Annotated in this window: 18 protein-coding genes; 10 read left to right on the forward strand and 8 right to left on the reverse strand. The window is 75.5% G+C overall.

The genetic code is table 11. The annotated features are described in order from the left end of the window. Nucleotides 1-18: 18 nt before the first annotated feature. On the reverse strand, nucleotides 19-861 hold the full coding sequence (locus Sspor_RS37000) for a MerR family transcriptional regulator (protein WP_202203009.1): 843 nt from the start codon (nucleotides 859-861) through the stop codon (nucleotides 19-21). An 84-nt stretch (nucleotides 862-945) separates the two neighbouring features. Beyond that, on the reverse strand, nucleotides 946-1,395 hold the full coding sequence (locus Sspor_RS37005) for a hypothetical protein (RefSeq protein WP_202203010.1): 450 nt from the start codon (nucleotides 1,393-1,395) through the stop codon (nucleotides 946-948). A gap of 187 nt (nucleotides 1,396-1,582) precedes the next feature. Here Sspor_RS37005 and Sspor_RS37010 point away from each other — a divergent pair, with 187 nt between their 5' ends. The 4 genes from Sspor_RS37010 (at nucleotide 1,583) to Sspor_RS41220 (ending at nucleotide 4,387) form a co-directional block, all read left to right on the forward strand. Beyond that, nucleotides 1,583-2,878 carry an MFS transporter gene (locus tag Sspor_RS37010; protein ID WP_202203011.1) on the forward strand — a complete coding sequence of 432 codons (1,296 nt, stop codon included), beginning with the start codon at nucleotides 1,583-1,585 and terminating at the stop codon, nucleotides 2,876-2,878. Nucleotides 2,879-3,093: 215 nt separating this feature from the next. Next, a complete protein-coding gene (locus tag Sspor_RS41215) occupies nucleotides 3,094-3,225 on the forward strand; it encodes a hypothetical protein (protein ID WP_272934860.1) in 132 nt (43 codons plus the stop codon). 63 nt (nucleotides 3,226-3,288) lie between these two features. Beyond that, a complete protein-coding gene (locus Sspor_RS37015; protein WP_202203012.1) occupies nucleotides 3,289-4,035 on the forward strand; it encodes a peptidoglycan-binding domain-containing protein in 747 nt (248 codons plus the stop codon). Nucleotides 4,036-4,258: 223 nt separating this feature from the next. Beyond that, entirely contained in the window at nucleotides 4,259-4,387 is a 129-nt protein-coding gene (locus tag Sspor_RS41220) for a hypothetical protein (RefSeq protein WP_266818402.1), read from the forward strand. A gap of 27 nt (nucleotides 4,388-4,414) precedes the next feature. On the opposite strand, the gene Sspor_RS37020 is transcribed toward Sspor_RS41220, so the two are convergent. Continuing rightward, on the reverse strand, nucleotides 4,415-5,158 hold the full coding sequence (locus tag Sspor_RS37020) for an SDR family NAD(P)-dependent oxidoreductase (protein ID WP_202203013.1): 744 nt from the start codon (nucleotides 5,156-5,158) through the stop codon (nucleotides 4,415-4,417). A gap of 181 nt (nucleotides 5,159-5,339) precedes the next feature. Here Sspor_RS37020 and Sspor_RS37025 point away from each other — a divergent pair, with 181 nt between their 5' ends. Then, on the forward strand, nucleotides 5,340-6,416 hold the full coding sequence (locus Sspor_RS37025; RefSeq protein ID WP_202203014.1) for an RNA ligase (ATP): 1,077 nt from the start codon (nucleotides 5,340-5,342) through the stop codon (nucleotides 6,414-6,416). A gap of 169 nt (nucleotides 6,417-6,585) precedes the next feature. After that, nucleotides 6,586-7,503 carry an NADP-dependent oxidoreductase gene (locus Sspor_RS37030; RefSeq protein ID WP_202203015.1) on the forward strand — a complete coding sequence of 306 codons (918 nt, stop codon included), beginning with the start codon at nucleotides 6,586-6,588 and terminating at the stop codon, nucleotides 7,501-7,503. Between the two features lie 63 nt (nucleotides 7,504-7,566). Here Sspor_RS37030 and Sspor_RS37035 read toward each other — a convergent pair whose 3' ends face one another. From Sspor_RS37035 to Sspor_RS37055, 5 genes are all read right to left on the reverse strand, one after another. Then, nucleotides 7,567-10,476 (reverse strand): poly(A) polymerase, encoded by a 2,910-nt coding sequence (locus tag Sspor_RS37035; protein ID WP_202203016.1) that lies wholly within the window; start codon nucleotides 10,474-10,476, stop codon nucleotides 7,567-7,569. Next, nucleotides 10,476-12,254 (reverse strand): RNA ligase family protein, encoded by a 1,779-nt coding sequence (locus Sspor_RS37040; RefSeq protein ID WP_202203017.1) that lies wholly within the window; start codon nucleotides 12,252-12,254, stop codon nucleotides 10,476-10,478. Before Sspor_RS37040 ends, Sspor_RS37035 begins: the two co-directional genes overlap by 1 nt. A 135-nt stretch (nucleotides 12,255-12,389) precedes the next feature. Beyond that, a complete protein-coding gene (locus Sspor_RS37045) occupies nucleotides 12,390-13,916 on the reverse strand; it encodes a hypothetical protein (RefSeq protein WP_202203018.1) in 1,527 nt (508 codons plus the stop codon). Between the two features lie 173 nt (nucleotides 13,917-14,089). Next, nucleotides 14,090-14,578 carry a hypothetical protein gene (locus Sspor_RS37050; RefSeq protein WP_202203019.1) on the reverse strand — a complete coding sequence of 163 codons (489 nt, stop codon included), beginning with the start codon at nucleotides 14,576-14,578 and terminating at the stop codon, nucleotides 14,090-14,092. A 67-nt stretch (nucleotides 14,579-14,645) separates the two neighbouring features. After that, complete coding sequence (locus Sspor_RS37055) at nucleotides 14,646-15,881, reverse strand: DUF418 domain-containing protein (protein WP_202203020.1); 1,236 nt, start codon at nucleotides 15,879-15,881, stop codon at nucleotides 14,646-14,648. A 242-nt stretch (nucleotides 15,882-16,123) separates the two neighbouring features. Between Sspor_RS37055 and Sspor_RS37060 the strand changes: the two genes are divergently transcribed. From Sspor_RS37060 to Sspor_RS37075, 4 genes are all read left to right on the forward strand, one after another. Next, nucleotides 16,124-17,173, forward strand: coding sequence for an NUDIX domain-containing protein (locus Sspor_RS37060; RefSeq protein WP_202203021.1), 1,050 nt, complete (start codon nucleotides 16,124-16,126; stop codon nucleotides 17,171-17,173). 178 nt (nucleotides 17,174-17,351) lie between these two features. Next, nucleotides 17,352-17,855, forward strand: a complete 504-nt coding sequence (locus Sspor_RS37065; RefSeq protein ID WP_202203022.1) for an SRPBCC domain-containing protein — start codon at nucleotides 17,352-17,354, stop codon at nucleotides 17,853-17,855. A gap of 148 nt (nucleotides 17,856-18,003) precedes the next feature. Next, the gene (locus Sspor_RS37070) at nucleotides 18,004-18,744 is read left to right on the forward strand and encodes an SDR family oxidoreductase (RefSeq protein WP_202203023.1); all 741 of its coding nucleotides are present in this window, start codon (nucleotides 18,004-18,006) and stop codon (nucleotides 18,742-18,744) included. Nucleotides 18,745-18,871: 127 nt separating this feature from the next. Next, nucleotides 18,872-19,441 carry a hypothetical protein gene (locus tag Sspor_RS37075; protein ID WP_237404196.1) on the forward strand — a complete coding sequence of 190 codons (570 nt, stop codon included), beginning with the start codon at nucleotides 18,872-18,874 and terminating at the stop codon, nucleotides 19,439-19,441. Nucleotides 19,442-19,507 lie beyond the last annotated feature (66 nt).

Below are 19,507 nucleotides of genomic sequence, written 5' to 3' on the forward strand. Positions count from 1 at the left end.
CCGGGTGCGGCGGGCCCGTCACGGCATGGCGGCGAGCGGCTCCTGGAGTTCGGTGACCCACTGGGCGGGGTCCTCGGGGCAGGCCAGGGTCAGCTCGCGCGCGTACCCGGCCGAGCGGTGCCCGTGCGCGTCGATCCACCGGGCCAGGGCCTGCGACGTCGGCAGGACACCGTCCATCGAGCCGCGGTGCACCACGGTCGCGGCCCGCTCCACCGCCGGGAGCGTGACGATCCGTACCTCACCCCCGAGGTCCTCGGCGCGGACCGGAGCCGCCACCGGCAGTCCGGCGTGGACCAGGACGGCCGACACGGATCCCGTGCCGGGGACGTCCTCGTAGGAGGCGGTCCCGGGACCCGTCGGGGTGATCCCGGCGTCCTCGAACCGGCGGCACAGCTCCTCGAAGAGCGGGCCGATGACCGGGCCGATGTCCTGCGGCTCGTAACTCCCGGCCGTGCCGGTCAGCTCGGCGAGCCGGACGGGCGGAAGGCTCTTCACGACGATGTCGTCGGTGGGCATGGTTCCCTCGCTCTCGATGGTCCGGAGCCTCGCCTCGACCTGGACCAGCCGGGCCGCCGCGGCGGCCATGGCCGTCTCCAGCTCGGCCTGCCGCAGCCGCAGCATGCCGCGCAGCTCCTCCGCGTCCACCCGCTCGGCGAGGATCGTCCCCACCTGGTCGAGGGAGAAGCCGAGTTCCTTGAGCGCGATGACACGGTTGAGGCGGGCGAGCTGCCCGGCCTCGTAGAAGCGGTAGCCGGTGAAGGGGTCGACACGTGCCGGGCGCAGCAGTCCGAGGGCGTCGTAGTGACGCAGCATGCGGACCGACACCCGGCCGTGCTTGGCGAAGTCTCCGATGGTGAACATGACGCTCTCCACTACAAGGTCTGACACAGGGGGAGGGTCAAGCGTCGCACCGGCGACGGACGCACCGGTCGGTGGCCGTGCCGGTCAGCGGCCGTACTGCCGCAGGCACAGGTCGACGATCGACGGCGGCACCGTGCCCTCCGCGGCCGAGCACAGCTGGTCCAGGCGCGGCGGCGGGGCCGGCCGCCGCCGCGGATGGGCCGGCGCCGGTCCCGGCACCCGCTTGCGCCGCGGCGGCGGTGCCGCCTTCGCGGGGGGCCGCTCGCGCGAGGGCTCCGGATCCGGGGCCGGCTTCCGGCCCGGCTTCGCCGCCGCGTCCGCGTCCCGGGCCCGGTTCGCGTCCGGAGCGGGCGTGGCGGCACCGGGCAGCACCCCCAGCGGCAGGGCCAGGGGCGCCGGGACCTCGGGCGCCTCGGCCGGCGGTACGGATCCCCGTACGGGGGCCGGAGCCGGATCCCGCGGGCCGACGGAGACACAGCCGGTGCTGGCGAGGAGCACCACGAGGGAGAGGGGCACGGCCCGGCGTAACTGCATCCGACCACCTTGCCGTACGGCAGGGCCGGCCCGGCTCCGTTCTCACGCGCGCGGGTGACACCGGCCCGGCGGGAATGGCCGGGGCGTGTGGGAAATTGGAACGGCAGTACGGGTGAAGGGGGAGGCGCGACCCCCGGCTCCCCGTGCCGTGCCCTGCCCGCCGACCGCCCGTACGGAGCACCGACCCATGACCTCAGCCGCCGCGCCCGGCAACGATCCCGCGCCGCCCTCCGAGTCCGCCCCGCACGGGGGTCCCGAGTCCCCACCCCGGCCGGGGGACGGAACCGCACCGGGGGCTGCCGGAGCGGCACCGGGGAGCGGTGCCGCTCCGTGGAAGGGCTGGGCGGCCGTCTGCGCGGTCTCGCTCGGCATCTTCTGCCTGATCACCTCCGAGCTGCTGCCCGTCGGGCTGCTCACCCCTGTCGGGGCCGCCCTCGGCGTGTCCGACGGGACGGCCGGCCTGATGGTCACGGCACCCGGGCTCGTCGCCGGTTTCTGCGCGCCGCTGGTCACCGTCGGCGCCGGCCGGCTCGACCGGCGGTTCGTGCTGTGCGCGCTCATCGCCCTGATGGCCGTCGCCAACCTCGCCGCCGCCTCCGCCCCGAACTTCGCCGTCGTCCTGGCGGCCCGCCTGCTCGTCGGCGTCAGCGTCGGCGGGTTCTGGGCCATAGCCGGCGGACTCGCCGTACGCCTCGTCCCGGAGCGTCAGGTCGGCCGGGCCACCGCGCTCGTCTTCGGCGGCGTCCCCACCGCCTCGGTGCTCGGCGTCCCCGCCGGCACCCTGCTCGGTGAACTCGGCGGCTGGCGCGCCGCCTTCGCCGCGGTCGGGGCCCTCGGCCTCGTCACGCTGGCCGCCCTGCTCGTCCTACTGCCCCCGCTCCCGGCGACCCGGCACATCACCTTCCCCGAACTCCCCGCCCTGCTCCGGGAGAACCGAGCCGTGCGGGCCGGGGTCATCGTGACCTTCCTCGTGGTGACCGGGCAGTTCGCCGCCTACACCTTCGTACGGCCGATCCTGCAGGAGGTCTCCGGCGTCGACGCCCGACACATCAGCACGCTGCTGCTCGGCTACGGCGTGGCGGGTGTGGCGGGCAACTTCCTGGCCGGGACGCGCGACGCGTACCGAACCCTGCTCGTGGTCAGCTCCTGCCTCACCGTCATCCTCGCGCTGATCGCGGTCCTGCCGGGACCCGTCGTCGGCACCGTACTGCTGCTGGCCTGGGGACTCGCGTACGGAGGGGTCTCGGTGAGCGTGCAGGGCTGGATGATCAAGGCGGCCCCGGAGGCGCCCGAGACCGCGTCCTCGCTGATGGTGGCCATGTTCAACTTCGCCATAGCGGCGGGCGCGCTGTGCGGCGGTCTCGCGGTCGACGGCATCTCCGCACCCGCCGCCCCGCTCGGCGGAGCCGCCCTCATGCTCGCGGCCGCCGTCACCGTGTGGGCCGGCCCGGTGGTCCTGGCCCGGACACCGGGGGACAAGTGACCCGCCGGTACGTGCGCGCCCGCCGCGGCAGCCCGCAGACCGCTCCCCTCCCATCGGCCGGCCCCGGCGTCAGCCCCGCGGCGGCCGGGAAGGTCGAGCTGCTCCCCGGCGGGGGCGGCCGCGACCGACAGATCGGATGGACAGGGGCGGATCGGACACCGGGCTTGACCCGGCCCCCGCCGGAGGGCAAGAGTGCGCCGATCAAGAATCACCGCATGAGCCGCACCTCGGAGATACGCCAGATGTCCAGATCCGTTCGCCCGTCGATCGACCCGGCCGAAACCGGCAGTTCTCCGGCACGCGGCGCGTTCGCCCCGGCTCCCGCCGCCCGGCGGCACGGAGCCTGACCGACCGGGTGGGGGCCGGCACCGCACCGCCGCGCCGGCCCCCGTCCCCGCCGGGAGATCACCATGCGCCAGGATCCTGATGAGAGCGGGACCGTCCCCGACGACCACCTGCTCGTACGCCCGTACGTCGGCCCCTCGGGTCCACCGCCCCAGTCGGCCGCGCCCGGGCCCGCCTGGCCGCAGACCGGCCCCCTCGCCTTCCCCGGCCCGGCGCACGTCCAGGGCCGGCATGCTCCCGCGGGCCCTCCCGCCCCTGCTCCCGTCCCGGCCGCCGGGCGGGGTCGGCGCAGCCGGCTTCCCTTCGCCGTCCTCACCCTGCTGGCCCTTTCCGCGGTGGGCGCGCTGGTGCTCCTGCTGGGCGACGCCGACCCGCAGCCGCCCCGGGCCGGGGCGCCCGCCGAGCTGTCCGTACCGGTGCTCCCGGCGCACGGCCCGGACTCCGTCGCCGACGCCGACGCACCCGGGTCGACCGCGTCCGTACCGTCCCCGACCGCCTCGGCCTCCGTTTCCCCCACTCCGTCCCGGGAGCCTGAAGCGTCCGCGAGCCCGAGCCCGAAACCGCCGTCCTCGCCCAGCCCTTCGGCCCCGAGCCCGCCGGTGTCCTCCGGGACGCTGCGGATGGGGGACAGCGGCCCCGAGGTGCGCGACCTGCAGGAGCTGCTCCGCGGGCAGGGGTTCACGTACGTCTCCGTCACCGGGGTCTACGACAACCAGACCAAGCGCGGCGTCGGTCAGCTCCAGCGCGACCGTTCCATCAAGGGCGACTCCCCGGGCGTCTACGGCCCCGCCACCCAGGCGGCGATGCGCTGACCGCCGGTCACGCCCGCGGGCTGTGCGGCGCGACGGAGCCCACGTGAGGGTTGAACGTGTTCAATTCTTCTGTCAGGCTACAGAGCGAACGCGGGAGCGTGCGATGTCGAAGGGCTCGCTGCCGTGACATCCGTACATGTGCCTGTGCCTGTGCCCACGGGGGGTTCTCTTGTCCATCCCGGTCCCACCGCCCGGTCCGCCGCCGCCCCCACACCCCCGGCCGGTGCCCCTGCCCCCGCCCCCGCCGGACAAGCACGGCGTCGCGAAGGCGTTCGCCCGCTCCTGCCTCACCGCCGTAGCCGTCATCCTGCTGCTCTTCATATGGGTGTTCAGCCGAGGGCAATGGATCTGAGCCGTGGACCGGCCGGCCCCGGCGCGGTCAGCGGCCGCCGGACACCCGCAACACCGTACCCGTCGTGTACGAGGCGTCCGGGGAGAACAGCCACGCGATCGCCCCGGCGATCTCGTCGGGCCGTCCGGGCCGCCCGAGGGGGATGGTGGCCGCGGCCTTCGCCGGACGGTCGGGATCGCCCATCGCCGCGTGCATGTCGGTTTCGGTGACGCCCGGTGCCACGCCGTTGACCCGGATCCCGTCCGGGCCGAGCTCCTTGGCGAGCCCCACCGTGAGCGCGTCGGTGGCCGCCTTGGTCGCCGCGTAGTGCACGTACTCCCCGGGGCTGCCGAGGGTGGCGGCCGCGGAGGAGACGTTCACGATCGCTCCGCCGCCGGCGTCCGCCATGTCCCGGGCCGCCCGGCGGCAGCACAGCAGGTACCCGAGGAGGTTCACCTCCACCACCCGCCGCAGGTCCTCGGTGCGGGCATCGGCGAGCCGGCCCAGCGGGCCGGTCACCCCGGCGTTGTTCACCAGCCCGGTCACCCGGCCGAGTTCGGCGCCCGCGATGTCGAAGAGCCGCTCGACGGCACACTCCTCGGAGATGTCACCGCGCACGGTCACACAGCGGGCCCCCGCGGCCCGCACCCGCTCGGCGACCGCCTCGGCCGCCGCCGCGTCGCGCGTGTAACCGAGCGCCAGGTCATGCCCGTCGGCGGCCAGCCGCAGGCAGGTCGCCGCCCCGATGCCCCTGCTGCCGCCGGTGACGACGGTGACCGGACGAGCTGGCATGGGAGCCTCCTGGGTGACGTGAGGTGCGGAACCCGGAGAAGACAAACGCCGGGCGGGGCGGGCAGGCTAACACCGCGATATTCGCTGGACCAGCGGAAATGGCCGGAAGCAGAGTGGTCGTCACCGACGCGCCGCACCAGCGGACGCCGTTCGTGTCCCCGACCCTTGTTGGAGCCGTCCCATGTCGACCCTGCGAGTCACCGCCGAAGAACTGACCGTCCATGAGCACCCGAACGCCGATGCGCTGGAACTGGCCCAGGTGGGCCTGTACCGCGCCGTGATCGCCAAGGGTGCCTACCGTACGGGGGAGTTCGCGATCTACATCCCCGAACAGGCGGTCCTTCCGGCGGAACTCATCGAGGAGCTCGGCCTCACCGGACGGCTCGCCGGCGGCTCCGCCGACCGGGTCAAAGCGGTCCGGCTCCGCGGTGAACTCTCGCAAGGCCTGGTGTGCAGGCCGCGCGCGCTCGCCGACGTGGACCTGGCCCGGGCGGCCGAGGAGGAAACGGACTTCGCGGAGCTGCTCGGCATCACCAAATGGGCCCCGCCCATACCCACGACCATGGACGGCGAGGTCGAGGCCGCCGCCGACCTGATGCCGTGGGTCGACATCGAGAACCTCCAGCGCTACCCGCACATCTTCGAGCCCGGAGAGCCGGTCGTCCTCAGCGAGAAACTGCACGGCACCGCCTGCCTGTTCACGTACGTGGTCGAGGGCGGGCGGTCCCTCGTCTCCTCCAAGGGGTTCGGCTCGAAGGGGCTGGCGCTCAAGGAGGACGACCGCAACCTCTACTGGCGGGCCGTACTCGGCCACGACGTGGCGACCGTCGCGGCCGCCCTGGCCGACCGCCTCGGCGCGACGCGGATCGGTGTCTTCGGAGAGGTGTACGGCAGGGGCGTCCAGGACCTCGCGTACGGGACCGACGTACGCACCGCCGACACCCCACCGGGATACGCCGTCTTCGACGTCTCCGCCGAGATCGACGGACAGACGCGCTGGCTCGACCCGGCCGCCGTGCTGACGGACGGTGAGCTTCCGCTGGTGCCCCGGCTGTACGAGGGCCCGTACGACCTCGACAAGGTGCTGGAGCTGGCGAGCGGCCGCGAGACCGTCTCCGGCAAGGCCGTGCACCTGCGTGAGGGCGTCGTCATCCGGCCGGCCGCGGAACGGTACAGCCCGGTCGTGGGCGGCCGCGCCATCGCCAAGGCGGTCAGCCCGGCGTACCTGACCCGCAAGGGCGGCACCGAGTACGAGTGACCGCACCCGCGGCCGGCTGCCTGTGCATCTGTCGGCCGCGCCGCGCCGCGCCCGCCCCGCCTCGTGGGGCGGGCGCTCCGTGCATGGTGGGATGAGCGGGGGGCGGGTTCCACACGCACACGGAGAGGTCGGGTACATGTCCCAGTCGGGCCGGAGCAGCCAGGAAACCATGCGGGCAATGGCGTACGAGACGTACGGCGGGACGGAGGTGCTCTCCGAGACCCGGCTGCCGATGCCCAAGGTCGGACCGGGTGAGGTCCTCGTCCGGGTCAGGTGCGCCGGCGTCAACCCCGTCGACTGGAAGATCATGGCGGGCGGTCTCGACCCCCTGATGGACGTCGTCTTCCCGGTGGTGCCCGGCTGGGACGTGTCCGGCACCGTCGAGCGGGTCGGCATCGACACCCCCGAGTACGCCGAGGGCGACGAGGTCATCGCCTACGCCCGCAAGGACTACGTGCACGGCGGGACCTTCGCCGAGTTCGTCACCGTGCCCGTACGCGCCCTCGCGCACAAGCCCGCCTCCCTCGACTGGGCCGAGGCCGCCGGGCTCCCGCTCGCCGGGCTCACCGCCTACCAGCTGCTCACCCGCCTCGGCACCGGCAAGGACGACATCGTGCTCATCCACGGCGCGGCGGGCGGCGTCGGCTCCTTCGGCGTGCAGATCGCCCGCGCACTCGGCGCCCGGGTCATCGGCACCGCCTCCGCGCGCAACCACGACCGGGTGCGCGAGCTCGGCGCCGAGCCCATCGAGTACGGGGACGGCCTCGCCGACCGCGTGCGCGCCCTCGTCCCCGACGGCCCCACGGTCGTCGCGGACTTCGTCGGCGGTGTCGGCGGAGTCACCCGCGAGGTGCTGCACGACGACGGGCGGCACGCCTCCATCGCCGACCCCAGCGTGCTGGGATCGGGCGGCGAGTGGATGTGGGTCCGCCCGGTCGGCAGCGATCTGGCCGAGTTGGGCCGGCTCGCCGACAGCGGACAGCTGAAGGTGCCGGTCGCCAAGACCTTCCCGCTGGGCGAGCTGGCTGCCGCCTTCGAACTGAGCCAGGGCGGGCACACGGCAGGAAAGATCGTCATCGAGGTCTGACCCAGCCGACCTGTCCGACCCGTCCGACCCCGCCGATCCGTCCGGTGTACGGACCCCGGCCCGTCACACCAGGTCCGGCACCTCACCGCCGGCCGCCCAGGAGACCTCGACCCCCGGCAGACCGGTCCGCCAGGGGCCGGCCAGGGCGGCCAGGCGGGCCGCGTCCGGGGGAGCGGAGCCGAGGCCGATCGCGTAGCGGGCCAGGGCCGGACCCGACTCGAAGGGGCGGGGCCAGGCGTGGAGGTCCGTGACACCGGCCTCCTCCAGCGCACCGAGCAGCGCCCGCAGCCGCCCGCGCACCCGGCCCAGGGTCCCCTCGAACCCGGCCTCGGAGGCCGTCCGTACGGTCACCACCGCCCAGGCGGCGTGCCGCCGGTGCAGCGGCGGCGGCCCCGGGGCAGGGTCGCTGCCCGCGGGGCCGGAGTCCAGCAGCTCCCAGGCCGCGTACAACTCCTGGACCAGCAGGTCGCGCAGGCCCGGCCCGACCTGCGCCGTGCAACTGCGCACCGGCTCCGACGGGGTGAGGACCGTGACCGCATCCGGCCCGCCGCCGCCCGCCGGGCCCGGGGCCGCCGGGGACAGCGAGACGGGCTCGCGCCAGTCCCAGGCCGCCCACCTGCCGAAGAACTCACGCAGCAGGGCGTCGGGCGGCAGCGCCCCGGCCTCCGCCACCGTGCGCGCCGCCAGAACGGCCCAGGCCAGCCCGGGCAGTCCGCCGAACGGCGCCGCATCGAGCCCCCGGGCCCGGGCCCACGCCTTCACCCGCCGCGCGAGCCCGGCGAACGCGGCCTGCCGCTCCGCCCCCACCCACCCCCGTACGGCGTCGGCGTCGCTGACCGCGCTCAGCGCGAGCGCGGCCGCCTCGCCCAACTCCGCCCGCCGTACCACGGCGTGCGCCGGATCCAGCCCGCCGGTGGCCACCGCGACCAGATCCACCGACAGCCCGCCCACGCGGAACCGCAGCCCCGGCACGCGCGCCCCCGTCACCTCCCGCAGCCGCTCCGCCTCGGGCAGCGCCGCCGCCAGCCGGTCCCGTACGAGGGCCACATCGGCCGCGCCCGGAAGCGCCGCCACCAGGTCCAGGTCGGCCTCCGGCAGCGCGCAGCCCATGCGGCGCGACCCGGCCGGATGCACCTGCGCGCCGCCGAGCGCGGCCCGGACGCGCGCGGTGACCGACTCCGCGGCCCCCTCCCGGACCGCGGGCCCGGCGGCGGGCCCGACAGCGCCCACAGCCGCTTGCCCGGTCAGGGACGCGGGCGGGTCGGCGGTCTCCGGCTCCCAGCGCACCTCGCCCGTCCCCAGCGCCACCGTCGCCCGGACCCGCATCGGTCCGTCCCCGCGCCGCGAGAGCACGGCCAGCTCCCCGACCCGGGCGGCCACCGGGCCGCCGAGCCGCGCCGCGAAGGCCGCGACCGCGCGCTGCGGATCCCGGCTGCGCCCCAGCGTGAGATGCGGGGTGTAGCCCCGGTCGGCACCCGCACGCCCCCGGCAGCCCGGGAACCGCTCCACCAGGGCCCGCCGGAGCTCCCGCCACGGTGCCTCGCCGGCCGCCGCCGGGTCCAGCCAGACGGTGGCGTCCTCGCGGTGCCCGAAGCTGTGCACACCCTCCAGCCGGGCCCGGAACGGCCCGGTCGCGGCGGCCGCCTCCGCCAGCAGCGCCACCGCCCCGGCGAAGGAGGACTCCGGCACGAATCCGAAGAGCAGGTTCACGTGCGCGGGCCAGCGTCCGGCCTGCGGGTCGAGCGCGCTGCGCAGCTCCCGTACCGCCTCCGGCAGGGGCGGCGCCAGCCATGCCACCGCCGTCCGCGCCGTCGCCGGTACGTCCAGGCGCGCGGGCGCACCGTCCCGTTCGCCGAACTCCACCGTCGCCTCCACCCCGAAGTGGTCGGAGACGAACAGCCCCTCCGGCCCGGGGGAGTCACCGCGCAGCGCGGCCCCGGCCACCCGTGCGGTCGTGGAGCGCAGCAGGATCCGGTCGAGCCGGGCCGACCGGCCCGACAGCGAGCCCAAGGCGGCCAGCGGATTGACCGCGGGGTCGAAGGTGGGCGTCTCGTCCGCCGCCCCGTGCACGTCGCTCCAGGCGTCCCGCATGCCGAGCGCGGCCGCGGGCCCCTCGGCGCCGTGGCGCCCGTCGTTGAAGTCGCCCAGCAGCGCCACCGCGGCCTCGACGCCGCCCAGCCCCTCGGCGAGCCGGGCCAGTTCGGCCTCCCGCCGGTCGTGCCCGTTCTCGGAGTGGTCGCTGGTCAGGTGGGTGTTCGCGACGACCAGAGGGCCGGCCGCGGTGTCCACCGTGACGGCGGTGACCGCCTTGTGCGGGCGCAGCAGGTGCATCCCCGCCTCCCGTACCGGCAGCCGGCTGAGCACCAGCAGCCCGCACTCGGTGACGTCCCGGCCGCCCGGATCCGTACCGATGGTGTACGCCTCCCGCACCCACGGCGCCGCCAGCAGCATCCGCAGCAGCTCGGGTTCGGCCTCCTGCAGCGCGATGACATCGGCATCGGCGGCCGCGAGATCGGCCAGCAGCAGCGGCCTGCGCCGGGCGGTGGAGATGCGCGGGGCGTCGTACCGGTCCCAGAGGGTGTTCCAGGTCAGCAGCCGCACCGAGGTGGTGGCGGCGGCCGTGCCGCCCCCGGGCACCGGCTCGGCGGGCCGCCACGCGCCGCCGCCCGCCGGGTCCCACGCGTGCGGGGTCCGGGCGGTGAAGAACGGGGCCCGCAGCAGCCGCGGATCGCGGACCCGGCCCGCCGTGGTGGCATCGATCCGGTCCACACCCGTGGACCGGTCCCACACCAGCTCCCCGTCCGCCTCGACGAACAGCACCCGGTGCCAGGGGATGTCGCCGCCGGGCACGAAGGAGGGCAGCGGGACCCGCTTCGGGGCCGCCCCGCGCTGGAGCAGCCCGAGCACGAACCGCGCCGGATCGAACCGGGAGTCCCAGCGGACCTGGTGGTAGAGCTCCTCGCTCGTACGCATCAGTACCGCCCCCGCCCCGTGTCCGCGGGCCCGGCCGCGAGGCCGCCCGCCGTGTCCTCGACGACCCCGGCCGCACCGACGTACCACGTACGGTGCGCCTGACCGGCGTAGGGCGGACCGAACCGGCGCACCTGCGAGGTCAGCACCTGCGGGGGCACCGGATGCGGGCGCACGCCGTTGCGCCGCACCAGCTCCGCCTCCTCCACCAGCACCACGGCGTGGGTGACGAGCGCGTCGCGGCGCCGTGCGACGGCGCCGGCCAGGCCCCGCTGCTGACCGGTGAGCGAGGTGGCGTCCCACACCACCGTACCGCCGCCGGCCAGGGCCGCGTCGAGCCGGTCGAGGCCCTCGCTCAACACCTCGGCGTTGGCCCCCTGGTCGGCCCGGGAGCCCCGGGCCGTGCGCAGATCGTCCAGACTGATGTACGCGTCCACGCCGGGCAGTGCGCGGCCGAAGGTGCTCTTCCCGCTCCCCGACGGCCCGCACAGCTGCACCAGCCGGGGGAACGTTCCCTCGCGCCACTGCCACGTCGCCGCCACGGCCTCCTCCACCGCGGAACCCGAGATCCTGCCCTGCCCGAACGCCCTCCGGGCCTCCGCCCAGCAGCGGTCCGCGGCCTCCGTGCCCAGCCCGGCGAACGCCTCGCGCAGCCCGGGGCGCAACGCCTCCAGCGGATCCGGGCCCAGCAGCCCCGCCTCCTCGGCGCACAGCGCGGACCACTCCACGCACTCCCGCGCCTCCGGCCCGTCCGCCAGTGCCCCGGCGAGCGCGTGCAGCACCCCGAGATCGGCCGCCGCGGCCATCCGGACCAGCCCCGCCCGCCGGTCCGCGTCCGGGAACGGCCGCTGCAGGCAGGGGTACAGCCCCACCAGGTCCGCGACCCGCCGCGCGAGCCCCATCCCGACGGGTCCCGCCGCGAGCCGCGCCGCGATCCGGGCCCGGGGCTCACGGCGGAGCACGGCGGCCAGGACACCGGCCAGCCGGTCCTCCCCGGTCCGCCCCGCCCCGTCGATCCGGGCCACGACCTCGGCGACCTCGTCGCCCTCGCCCTCGTCCTCGGCCCCGGCCGTGCCGGCGGCTTCGTCCGCGCCCACCCCGAGGGCGGCCGACAGCGCCGGCGGATCGGCCTCGGCTCCCGAACGCACCGCCCACAACGGGGCCGCCGGCCCGAGCCCGTTCGGCACGATCTGCGCGAACATCCAGTGCGTACTCGTCTGCACATGGCCGCCCCGCACCCACTTGGCCACGCAGCGCCCGAAGTCCTCGCGCGCGAATCCGGCCGCCCGGCGCACCACGTACCCTTCCTGGCGCGCCGTGTCGAGCTTCAGCCTGCGCAGCGCGCGTTCGTCGAAGACGCCCCGCCACAGCACGCGCGGGGTCGGCACACCGAGGCCGCGCAGGAACCGTACGGTCCGGTCCCAGTCCAGGCAGTGCTCCCCGTCCCACACCGAGAACCCGTAGAACCAGCTGTCCAGTTCCTCGTACGGGATCGAGTGCCGGGCGTAGAGGTTCTCCCCGCACACCCGCCACCCGGCCGGGATCCCGGGGCCGATGCGGCCCTGGAGGCCCTTGACCCACGCCCGCGAGGGGTGGTGCGTCGAGTCGAGGGAGCGCGCGTGCAGGCCGTCCGCGTACAGGGTGGTGTTCTCCCCGTCGAGCTTCTCCGTCACCACGACCTCGTGCCCGGCCAGCCCCGCCAGTCCGACGGCTCGCACATCGTCCGCCGCCGCCCCGGGGGACCAGGGCAGGTGCGGCGTACGGGGATAGTGGATGCGCATGATCCGCTCCTGCTCGATATCGGGTGCCTGGTCACCTTAGGTAGCCGGAACCCACGCATCCACCCAATATCGCCCGCCCGCCCGGGTCCGACGGCGCCCGATCATCACCTCGTGCCGGGCCCCGGCGCGGAGCCGTCAGCCCAGGGCGGCCACCGGGACCGCGGCGGCCAGCTGGCCGGCCCCCGCGAAGTGCAGCCGCTCCAGCCGGGCCGCGTACGGCCAGCCGGCCGCCCGGTAGAAGCACAGGTCGCTCGGGATCGGCACGGCCCGCAGGTCGGCGGCGTGCGAACCGTCGGGCAGCGTGGTGGCCGCCGCGAGCAGCGGGTCCGCCGAGCCGGCCCACTCGCCGACCGGGGCGGGCCGCGGCCAGGGCTCCCCGGTGTTGGGGAACAGCCACCGGGTGTCCCGGGCCATCCGCGCGGCGAAGTCGGGGCCCGACGCGGCCCGCCGGGCGAGCCGCGCGAAGGTCAGCAGCAGGTCCGGCAGGGACTCGGCGAGCAGGGCCAGCTCCGGGTACTCCCGCAGGCTCTCCCCGTCGCCGGGCACGGACACGACGTACCCCCACCGGCCGGTCGCCGCGTCGATGCGGATCTGCGCGAGGGCGTGGCCGCGCCCGTGGGAGATGCGGGCGAGCGGCCAGTACGAACCGTCCCCGCCCAGCATGCGGTGCAGCTCGGGGTCGACCGCGTGCTCCGGCGCCCCGGGCAGCAGCCGCAGCGCCGGAAGCCCCGCGATCGCCACGCCGCCGATCGCACGGAGCACGGTCCGGACGTCCTCGGGGACCGGGACCGTCCAGCCGTCCATGACCGAGTCGGCGCAGCCCGGGTCGAGGACGACGAAGGCGGGGCAGCCGTCGGCCAGTTCCCGCAGCTCGGCCACGGCCCGACGGGCGGCGTCGGCCGGCACGCGGTGGCGGCGCACGGACCGGCCGAGGAAGTCGCCGCTGACGACGCTGCGCAGCAGCAGGGCCCGGCCGTCGCCGACGATCTCGAACTGGACCTCGCTGCTTCCGGTGTCGGCCGTTTCGCGGAAGGTGGAGAAGTACGGTTCCCATTCCACGGCGCACGGATAGCCGGGAAGGCCGCGCAGGTCGACGAGATCGGTGAGCGGGTCGCCGCGTCCGACGAGCGCGGCGAGCTCGCCGTCGGCCCCTGCGCTTCCCTCGCTTCCTTCACTTCCTTCGGCGAGTTCGGCGATTTCGACGGTGGGGGTGGCCGGCACGGAGAACCTCCCCCTCGGCCGGTCCGCCACCCCGTCGGCGAAGCGCTCGGCGAACCCGGCGAGCCAAGTGCTGAAGTCCGGTGCCTCGACGGTGACATCCGGGTCGGCCCCCCACGGGTTCACGGCCACGACCGGCCCCCAGCCGGCGGCCCCGACCCCCACGATCAGCGAGCCCTCGCCGAAGTCCGTCTCGCCCAGGGTCCAGCAGCCGTCCGCGAACACCTCGCGGCCGCGCGGCCCGAAGCGGTACTCGTGGTCCTCGGTCTCCAGGCCGCCGATCTCCCGCAGTACGCCCCGTACCTCCTCGGGTACCGCGACGGCCCAGCCGTCCAACTCCGCGTCCGTGAAGCCTTCGAAGAGCTCCAGCTCCTCCGGCCGCTCCCGCGCCAGCTCCCTCAGTGCCCGCACGGCATCCACCACCGACGGCCCCGCGTCGTACATGTACCTGGCTCCCCGTGTCGTCCGCTCAGCGGCTCTGAGGGTATCCCCGCGGTCCGCCGCCGGATGGTCCGGACCGCGCGCGACCGGAGGAACCCGGAGCGGCCCCGAAGGCCCTGGGACAGCAGGCCTTCGAACGGCAGGACCACTCCTGGGATCCCCGGGACGGCACGCGTTCAGTGGCAGAGGGCGACGATGGAAGGGTGCACGGTGCCCTTGGCCGCCTCGCACAGCGAGGCCATGTCGTACGGGTGCTGCGGCGCCGGCCTGGGCTTCGCCACCGCCTGCGGCCGCTTGCGGGGCTTCGCCGGAGCCGCGGAATTCACCTGCTTGGCGGGCCGCCTGGGCCGCGGGGGCTTCGCGTCGACCCGGCGCGGGCGATGCGGCCGCCCGGCCACGGCCGGCACGGGTGCCCGCCGGGCCTCCGGGACCACGGCCGGCGCGGAAGGCGCGGGCGGCAGGGGCGGGGCGGGCGCGGCGGGCTCGGCCGATGCCGGGAGCGGGCTCAACGGCAGCGCGAGGGGGGTCCGTTGGCGGACCTGCGCACGGGCCGACGCGGGCTCCTGCCGCGGCGCGTCCGGCGGGGCGGCGGGACGCACGGTCACGCACCCGGTGGCCATCACGAGCGCGGCAAGGGTCAGGGTCAGGGCCGGGCGCAACTGCATCCGCCCACCCTGCCGTACCGGCGCCGCGCGGGCCGAACCCATCACACGGACGGGTGACCGGGCACGCTCAGGCCCGGCCACGCCCCTGCGCGGCCAGCCGGAGCAGGTGTTCCACCGGGCCGCGGCGCAGCGGGCTGTCGGCCCAGATCCGCTGCCAGGCCCAGGTCAGGGCCAGGGCCGCGCCGCTGAAGGCCAGCCAGGCGGACCAGGACGCGGCGCCGTGCGCCGGACCGGCCAGCACCAGCGCGTGGACGACGTACGCGCTCAGCGCCATCGCCCCGAGCAGCGTGAGCGGCCTCAGCAGGCGCGCCCCCTTCCCGTGCCGCGCGGCGAGCGCGCACAGGCCGATGAGCGCGCAGCCCACGCCCGCGTTGCCGAGGGTCTCCAACGGGGTCTGGCTGTAGGGATCGGCCACCAGCAGCCAGTCCCAGGAGGTGCTGGGCACGGCGCCGTACTGACCGCTCAGCACCTCCCGTACGGGGTCGGCGGCGGCCATGGCCTCCGGGTGGTGGACGGCGATCGCCTCCAGCAACCGCTGCCGGGCGCCGAACACATGGCTCGCGAGCCACGCCGGTCCGTATCCGGCGAAGGCGGCCACCGTGCCCCACACCGCCATCCGCCGCGCCGCCGACCGGGCCCGCACGTCGCACAGCCGGGCCAGCGCCATCCCCACCAGCACGTACGGGAAGTAGGTGGCCAGCGGATACGCCCCGGTGAGCAGCAGTTCCAACAGCACCCCGCCCAGCCCGGACCAACCGGTCAGATCGGCTGCCTCGGGGACCAGGCCGCGGCCGGACGCCTCGTAGCCGAACACCGGGCCCAGCAGGAAGGACAGCAGCGGCCCGGCCACCACCGAGACGCCCGCCACGGCGCCGAGGGCCGGGGTGGACAGCCGGGTGAAGGGCTCGGCCGCCAGGAAGTACACGGCGAAGAAGGCCAGGATGACCAGGATTCCGGGCCACAGCGAGGCCAGCCACACGCCGAGTGCGGCCAGCAGCGCACTGCGGATCAGCAGGGGACGCCAGCGGCGCGCCCAGCCGTCCGGGCGCTTGGCCGGGTCCGGCGTGCGCTGGGCGAGGACCAGGGAGAAGCCGGCGAGCAGGGTGAAGAGGGCCGGAGCGCGCCCGTCGGCCGCGACGAGGAGGTATCCGGCGCCCTCCGGCTCCGGAGCGGGGCCGACGTGCACGGCGAACATGCCGAGGACGGCCAGGCCGCGGACGGCGTCGACCCCGGCCAGCCGACCGGAGCCCCGGGCGGGGGCCGCCGTCCCCGTGCCGGTGCCCGTCGGGGAGGCGCGTCGCATGTGTGGGTCTCTCCTCGGTGCGGTCGCCGTGCGTTCCGTGCGTGCGACGTTGGTCGGACCGGCGGTTTTCACGCCGCCAGTCCGCGTGCGGAACGTACCAGGGAGTGCATAACCAAGTAATAAGGAGGTATGGGGAGGGCAAAGACCTGGTGCGCCGGTGCGGGCGGAAGGGTCGCCGTAACCCGGGAGCCGTGCCCGCTGTTGCACAGGCCGTCAGGTCCACCCACGGTGAACGGAGTCCGATGCCGCAGCTGACCGACCAGGGCGCGATCGACGCACACGAGCGGGGGCGTACGGGGACCTGGATGACCCCGGCGGAGTACGGGGCCTCGCGGGCCGCCGTGTGGACCGCGGCCGTCGTCCTCGTCACCGACGTCCGCGGCCGGATCCTTGTCCAGAGCGTCGACTACCGCGCCGACCGGCTGCTTCCCGGCGGAGCCGTGGACGCCGGCGAGGCACCGTCCGCGGCGGCCGCCCGCGAGCTGCGCGAGGAACTCGGAGTCGACGGCCGCTACCCGCGCGGCCTCGCCGTCGACTGGATCCCGGCCGACACCCCCGGGTTCCCGCCCGAGATGTGCTTCCCGGGCGAGATCCTGCACGTCTACGACGGCGGCACCTGGACCCCCGACCGGATCGAGGCCGTCCGCCTTCCCGCCCAGGAGATCACCGGCATCCACTTCGCCGAGCCGGCCGACCTGCCCGCCCTGATGGACCCGGGCGACGCCCGCCGCGCCCTGTCCGCGCTCCGCGCCCGCATCAACGGCTCCGGCACCGCCCTGCTGGAGGACGGCCGCCCCACCGCGCCGACCGCCCTCGACCGGCTCGGGGTCCTGCGCACCCGCCGGATCCCGCAGCACGGCGCCTGGCACCCCGGCCGGGTCCCGGAGCGGCTGTCCGTACGGGACCTGTCGGCCTGGCTGTTCGCCCCCGACGGCCGGGTCCTGCTGCTGATCTCCCGGGCCACGGGCGCCGCCCACCTCCCGCCCCCGACGGCCGGATCCACCGAGGACGCCGTGCCGCTCGGCTACCGCCACGGTGAGCAGGGCGCCCACGCCCGGGCCGCGGGCCGCCTCACCGGCCTCGCCCCGGGCGCGGACGCGGAGTACGCACGCCTGCTGGCCACCCCCGAACAGGTCCGCGAACTCAGTGACTGGGGGCGGGCGGGCGACGACGAGCTCGCGGCGGTCCACGCCGCCCGCGCGCGCCTCGGCCTCCCCGTCCCCACCCGCACCCCGCCCACCGAACTCCCCGATGAGGGCGCCCGCCGGAGCCACTTCGCGGGCATCGCTTAGCGGGTGTCCTGCCGGTCAGGGCGGACCAGGGAGCGGTGGCCGGCAGGACACCCCCTGCAGGACATGCCCGGGGGAGCGCCGCCGGACCGCGGGGCGACCGGGGTGGCCCCCGCCCCGCGGCCACCGCCATGATCGGGAAATCCGGCGTCCACGGTCCGCGGTCCCGCAGCATGGGGCCATGAGCGACAGCGCGATCACCTACACCCTGTACATCCAGGCCGATCCCGCCAGGGTCTGGCAGGCCCTCACCGAGCCCGCCCTCACCCGCCGGTACTGGGGCCTGAGCTTCGAGACCGACTGGGGGGTGGGCTCGCCGATGGACTGGGTCGAGCGGGGGACCCGTACCAGCGACCCCGAGCAGGTGGTCCTCGGCTGCGTCCCCGACCGCCTGCTCTCCTACACCTGGCACACCTTCACCCCCCAGTGGGCGGCATCGGCCGGGATCGGCGAGGAGCTGCGGGCCGAACTGGCGAAGGAGCGCCGTACGAAGGTGACGTACGAGATCGAGCCCGTCGGCGACACCCTCGCCCGGCTGACCATCCTGCACGAGGGCTTCGAACCCGGCGGCACCCTGATCGGCATGTGCGGACGGGCCTGGCCGATGCTCGCGTCCAGCCTCAAGACCCTGCTGGAGACCGGGGCGCCGCTGCCGGAGGCGGAGGAGGAGGCGGGCGAGGTCTGAGGCGTGGAACGGAGAGCCGGTCCGCGTCCGTGTCCGCGGCCCCGGTCGCCCCGAACGGCCCGGCTCTCCACGAACGACCCGGCCCAACTGCCCTGTCCCGCACCGTACCTGAGAACATGTGTACAGACCACGAATCGGGAGCACGGACATGGCACCGGAACTGGACCAGCACCGCGTCGTCATCACCGCCGCGGGCCGCGACTTCGGGCGTACCCTCGCCCTCCGTTTCGCGGGCAGGGGTGCCGAGGTGCACCTGTCCGCCCGCACCCTCGAAGCCGCCGAGCACGTCCGCGAGGAGATCCGCGCCCAGGGCCACGACGCGGACCGCGTCCACGCCTACGCCTGCGACCTCACGGATCCCGCCTCCGTACGGGCGTTCGCCGCCGCGGTCGCCGCCCGCACGGACCACGTGGACGTGCTGGTCAACAACGGCTCCCGCTACCAGCACGGCACGGACCTGCTGTCCGCCACCGACGAGGAGGTGACCGACACCCTCGCCTCCGGAGCCACCGGTACCGTCCTGGCCACCAAGGCCTTCCTGCCGCTGCTCCTGAAGTCGGCCAAGCCGGACATCGTCACGATGGTCTCCGGCTGCGGGGAGAGCGGCCACCACAGGTCCGACGCCCACGCGGCCTTCTACGCCGCCAAGAGCGCCCAGGCCGGTTTCACCGAGATCCTCTCCCGCAGGCTGCGCGACCAGGGCGTCCGTGTGATCTCCCTCTACCCGCCGGACTTCGACAACCACGACCCGCTGTCGGAGTCCTGGGAGGGCGCGCCGCGCACGGCGAAGGACCCGCTCACGTCGCAGTCGCTGGTGGACTGCATCTTCTTCGCGATCGGCCAGCCGCGGGACTGTTTCATCAAGTCCTTCCACTTCGAGCAGGTCTGACGGTCGTGGGGCGGACACCGGCGACCGCCCCCGGCCCCCCCCGCGTGCGCAGTCTCCGCACCGCTGAACAGGCCTTGACGGCACCCTGACCGCAGGCCGCTCCAGGGGGTCGTGTGGAATGGGTGCCATGGGGAGAGGAAACGACGAGCAGCGACCCGGCACAGGCATACCGGCGCGGGACCCGATGAGCGGCCCCGACACCGACGAGCCCCCGGAGCACTGGCGCTACGTCCGCCACCTGGAATCCCTGGCTGCGACTCCGGGCCGGGGCGCGGAGACCGAGGCGCAGGTCGTGGCCGCCGTCCTGCGCGATCCCGACCGGGTGATGGCCGAGAGCGCGGTGGTCACCCACCTCGACCGGCGAGCCGTGCACCTGCTCGCCGACGAGGAGTTCCCCGCCTGGGCCCGCGCCATGGCCGCCGCCCTCGCCGGCCGGGACTTCCCCGAGCGCCGGCTGCGCGAGTGGAGCCTGCTCAAGGCCGTCACCCGTGGCGAGCCCTGGTCCGCCGAGGAGCTCACCGCAGCCTCCGACTGGTGCCAGCGCACCGCCGCCCGCCTGCTGACCTCGTACGAGGCGCTGACCCTGCTGGCCGCCGACGCCCGCACGCGCCGCGTCCGCAACGCGGCCACCGAACGCCTGCGCCGCGGCACCGCGGTCCGAACCGCCGGGCCGGTGCCGGCCCCGCGCCGGTCGTAACACCCCTGAGCTGACGGGTGGTTGTGGTGCGGGCCGGTGATTCCGCGCTTTGCGTCCCCGAGGCCG

This window comes from Streptomyces spororaveus, assembly GCF_016755875.1.
GTDB classification, from domain to species: Bacteria; Actinomycetota; Actinomycetes; order Streptomycetales; family Streptomycetaceae; genus Streptomyces; species Streptomyces spororaveus.

Bases quoted from the DNA above. Each gene is read 5' to 3' on its own strand.
- Sspor_RS37000 (WP_202203009.1), bottom strand. From the start codon at position 861: ATGTTCACCATCGGAGACTTCGCCAAGCACGGCCGGGTGTCGGTCCGC.
- Sspor_RS37005 (WP_202203010.1), bottom strand. From the start codon at position 1,395: ATGCAGTTACGCCGGGCCGTGCCCCTCTCCCTCGTGGTGCTCCTCGCC.
- Sspor_RS37010 (WP_202203011.1), top strand. From the start codon at position 1,583: ATGACCTCAGCCGCCGCGCCCGGCAACGATCCCGCGCCGCCCTCCGAG.
- Sspor_RS41215 (WP_272934860.1), top strand. From the start codon at position 3,094: ATGAGCCGCACCTCGGAGATACGCCAGATGTCCAGATCCGTTCGCCCG.
- Sspor_RS37015 (WP_202203012.1), top strand. From the start codon at position 3,289: ATGCGCCAGGATCCTGATGAGAGCGGGACCGTCCCCGACGACCACCTG.
- Sspor_RS37020 (WP_202203013.1), bottom strand. From the start codon at position 5,158: ATGCCAGCTCGTCCGGTCACCGTCGTCACCGGCGGCAGCAGGGGCATC.
- Sspor_RS37025 (WP_202203014.1), top strand. From the start codon at position 5,340: ATGTCGACCCTGCGAGTCACCGCCGAAGAACTGACCGTCCATGAGCAC.
- Sspor_RS37030 (WP_202203015.1), top strand. From the start codon at position 6,586: ATGCGGGCAATGGCGTACGAGACGTACGGCGGGACGGAGGTGCTCTCC.
- Sspor_RS37035 (WP_202203016.1), bottom strand. From the start codon at position 10,476: ATGCGTACGAGCGAGGAGCTCTACCACCAGGTCCGCTGGGACTCCCGG.
- Sspor_RS37040 (WP_202203017.1), bottom strand. From the start codon at position 12,254: ATGCGCATCCACTATCCCCGTACGCCGCACCTGCCCTGGTCCCCCGGG.
- Sspor_RS37045 (WP_202203018.1), bottom strand. From the start codon at position 13,916: ATGTACGACGCGGGGCCGTCGGTGGTGGATGCCGTGCGGGCACTGAGG.
- Sspor_RS37050 (WP_202203019.1), bottom strand. From the start codon at position 14,578: ATGCAGTTGCGCCCGGCCCTGACCCTGACCCTTGCCGCGCTCGTGATG.
- Sspor_RS37055 (WP_202203020.1), bottom strand. From the start codon at position 15,881: ATGCGACGCGCCTCCCCGACGGGCACCGGCACGGGGACGGCGGCCCCC.
- Sspor_RS37060 (WP_202203021.1), top strand. From the start codon at position 16,124: ATGCCGCAGCTGACCGACCAGGGCGCGATCGACGCACACGAGCGGGGG.
- Sspor_RS37065 (WP_202203022.1), top strand. From the start codon at position 17,352: ATGAGCGACAGCGCGATCACCTACACCCTGTACATCCAGGCCGATCCC.
- Sspor_RS37070 (WP_202203023.1), top strand. From the start codon at position 18,004: ATGGCACCGGAACTGGACCAGCACCGCGTCGTCATCACCGCCGCGGGC.
- Sspor_RS37075 (WP_237404196.1), top strand. From the start codon at position 18,872: ATGGGGAGAGGAAACGACGAGCAGCGACCCGGCACAGGCATACCGGCG.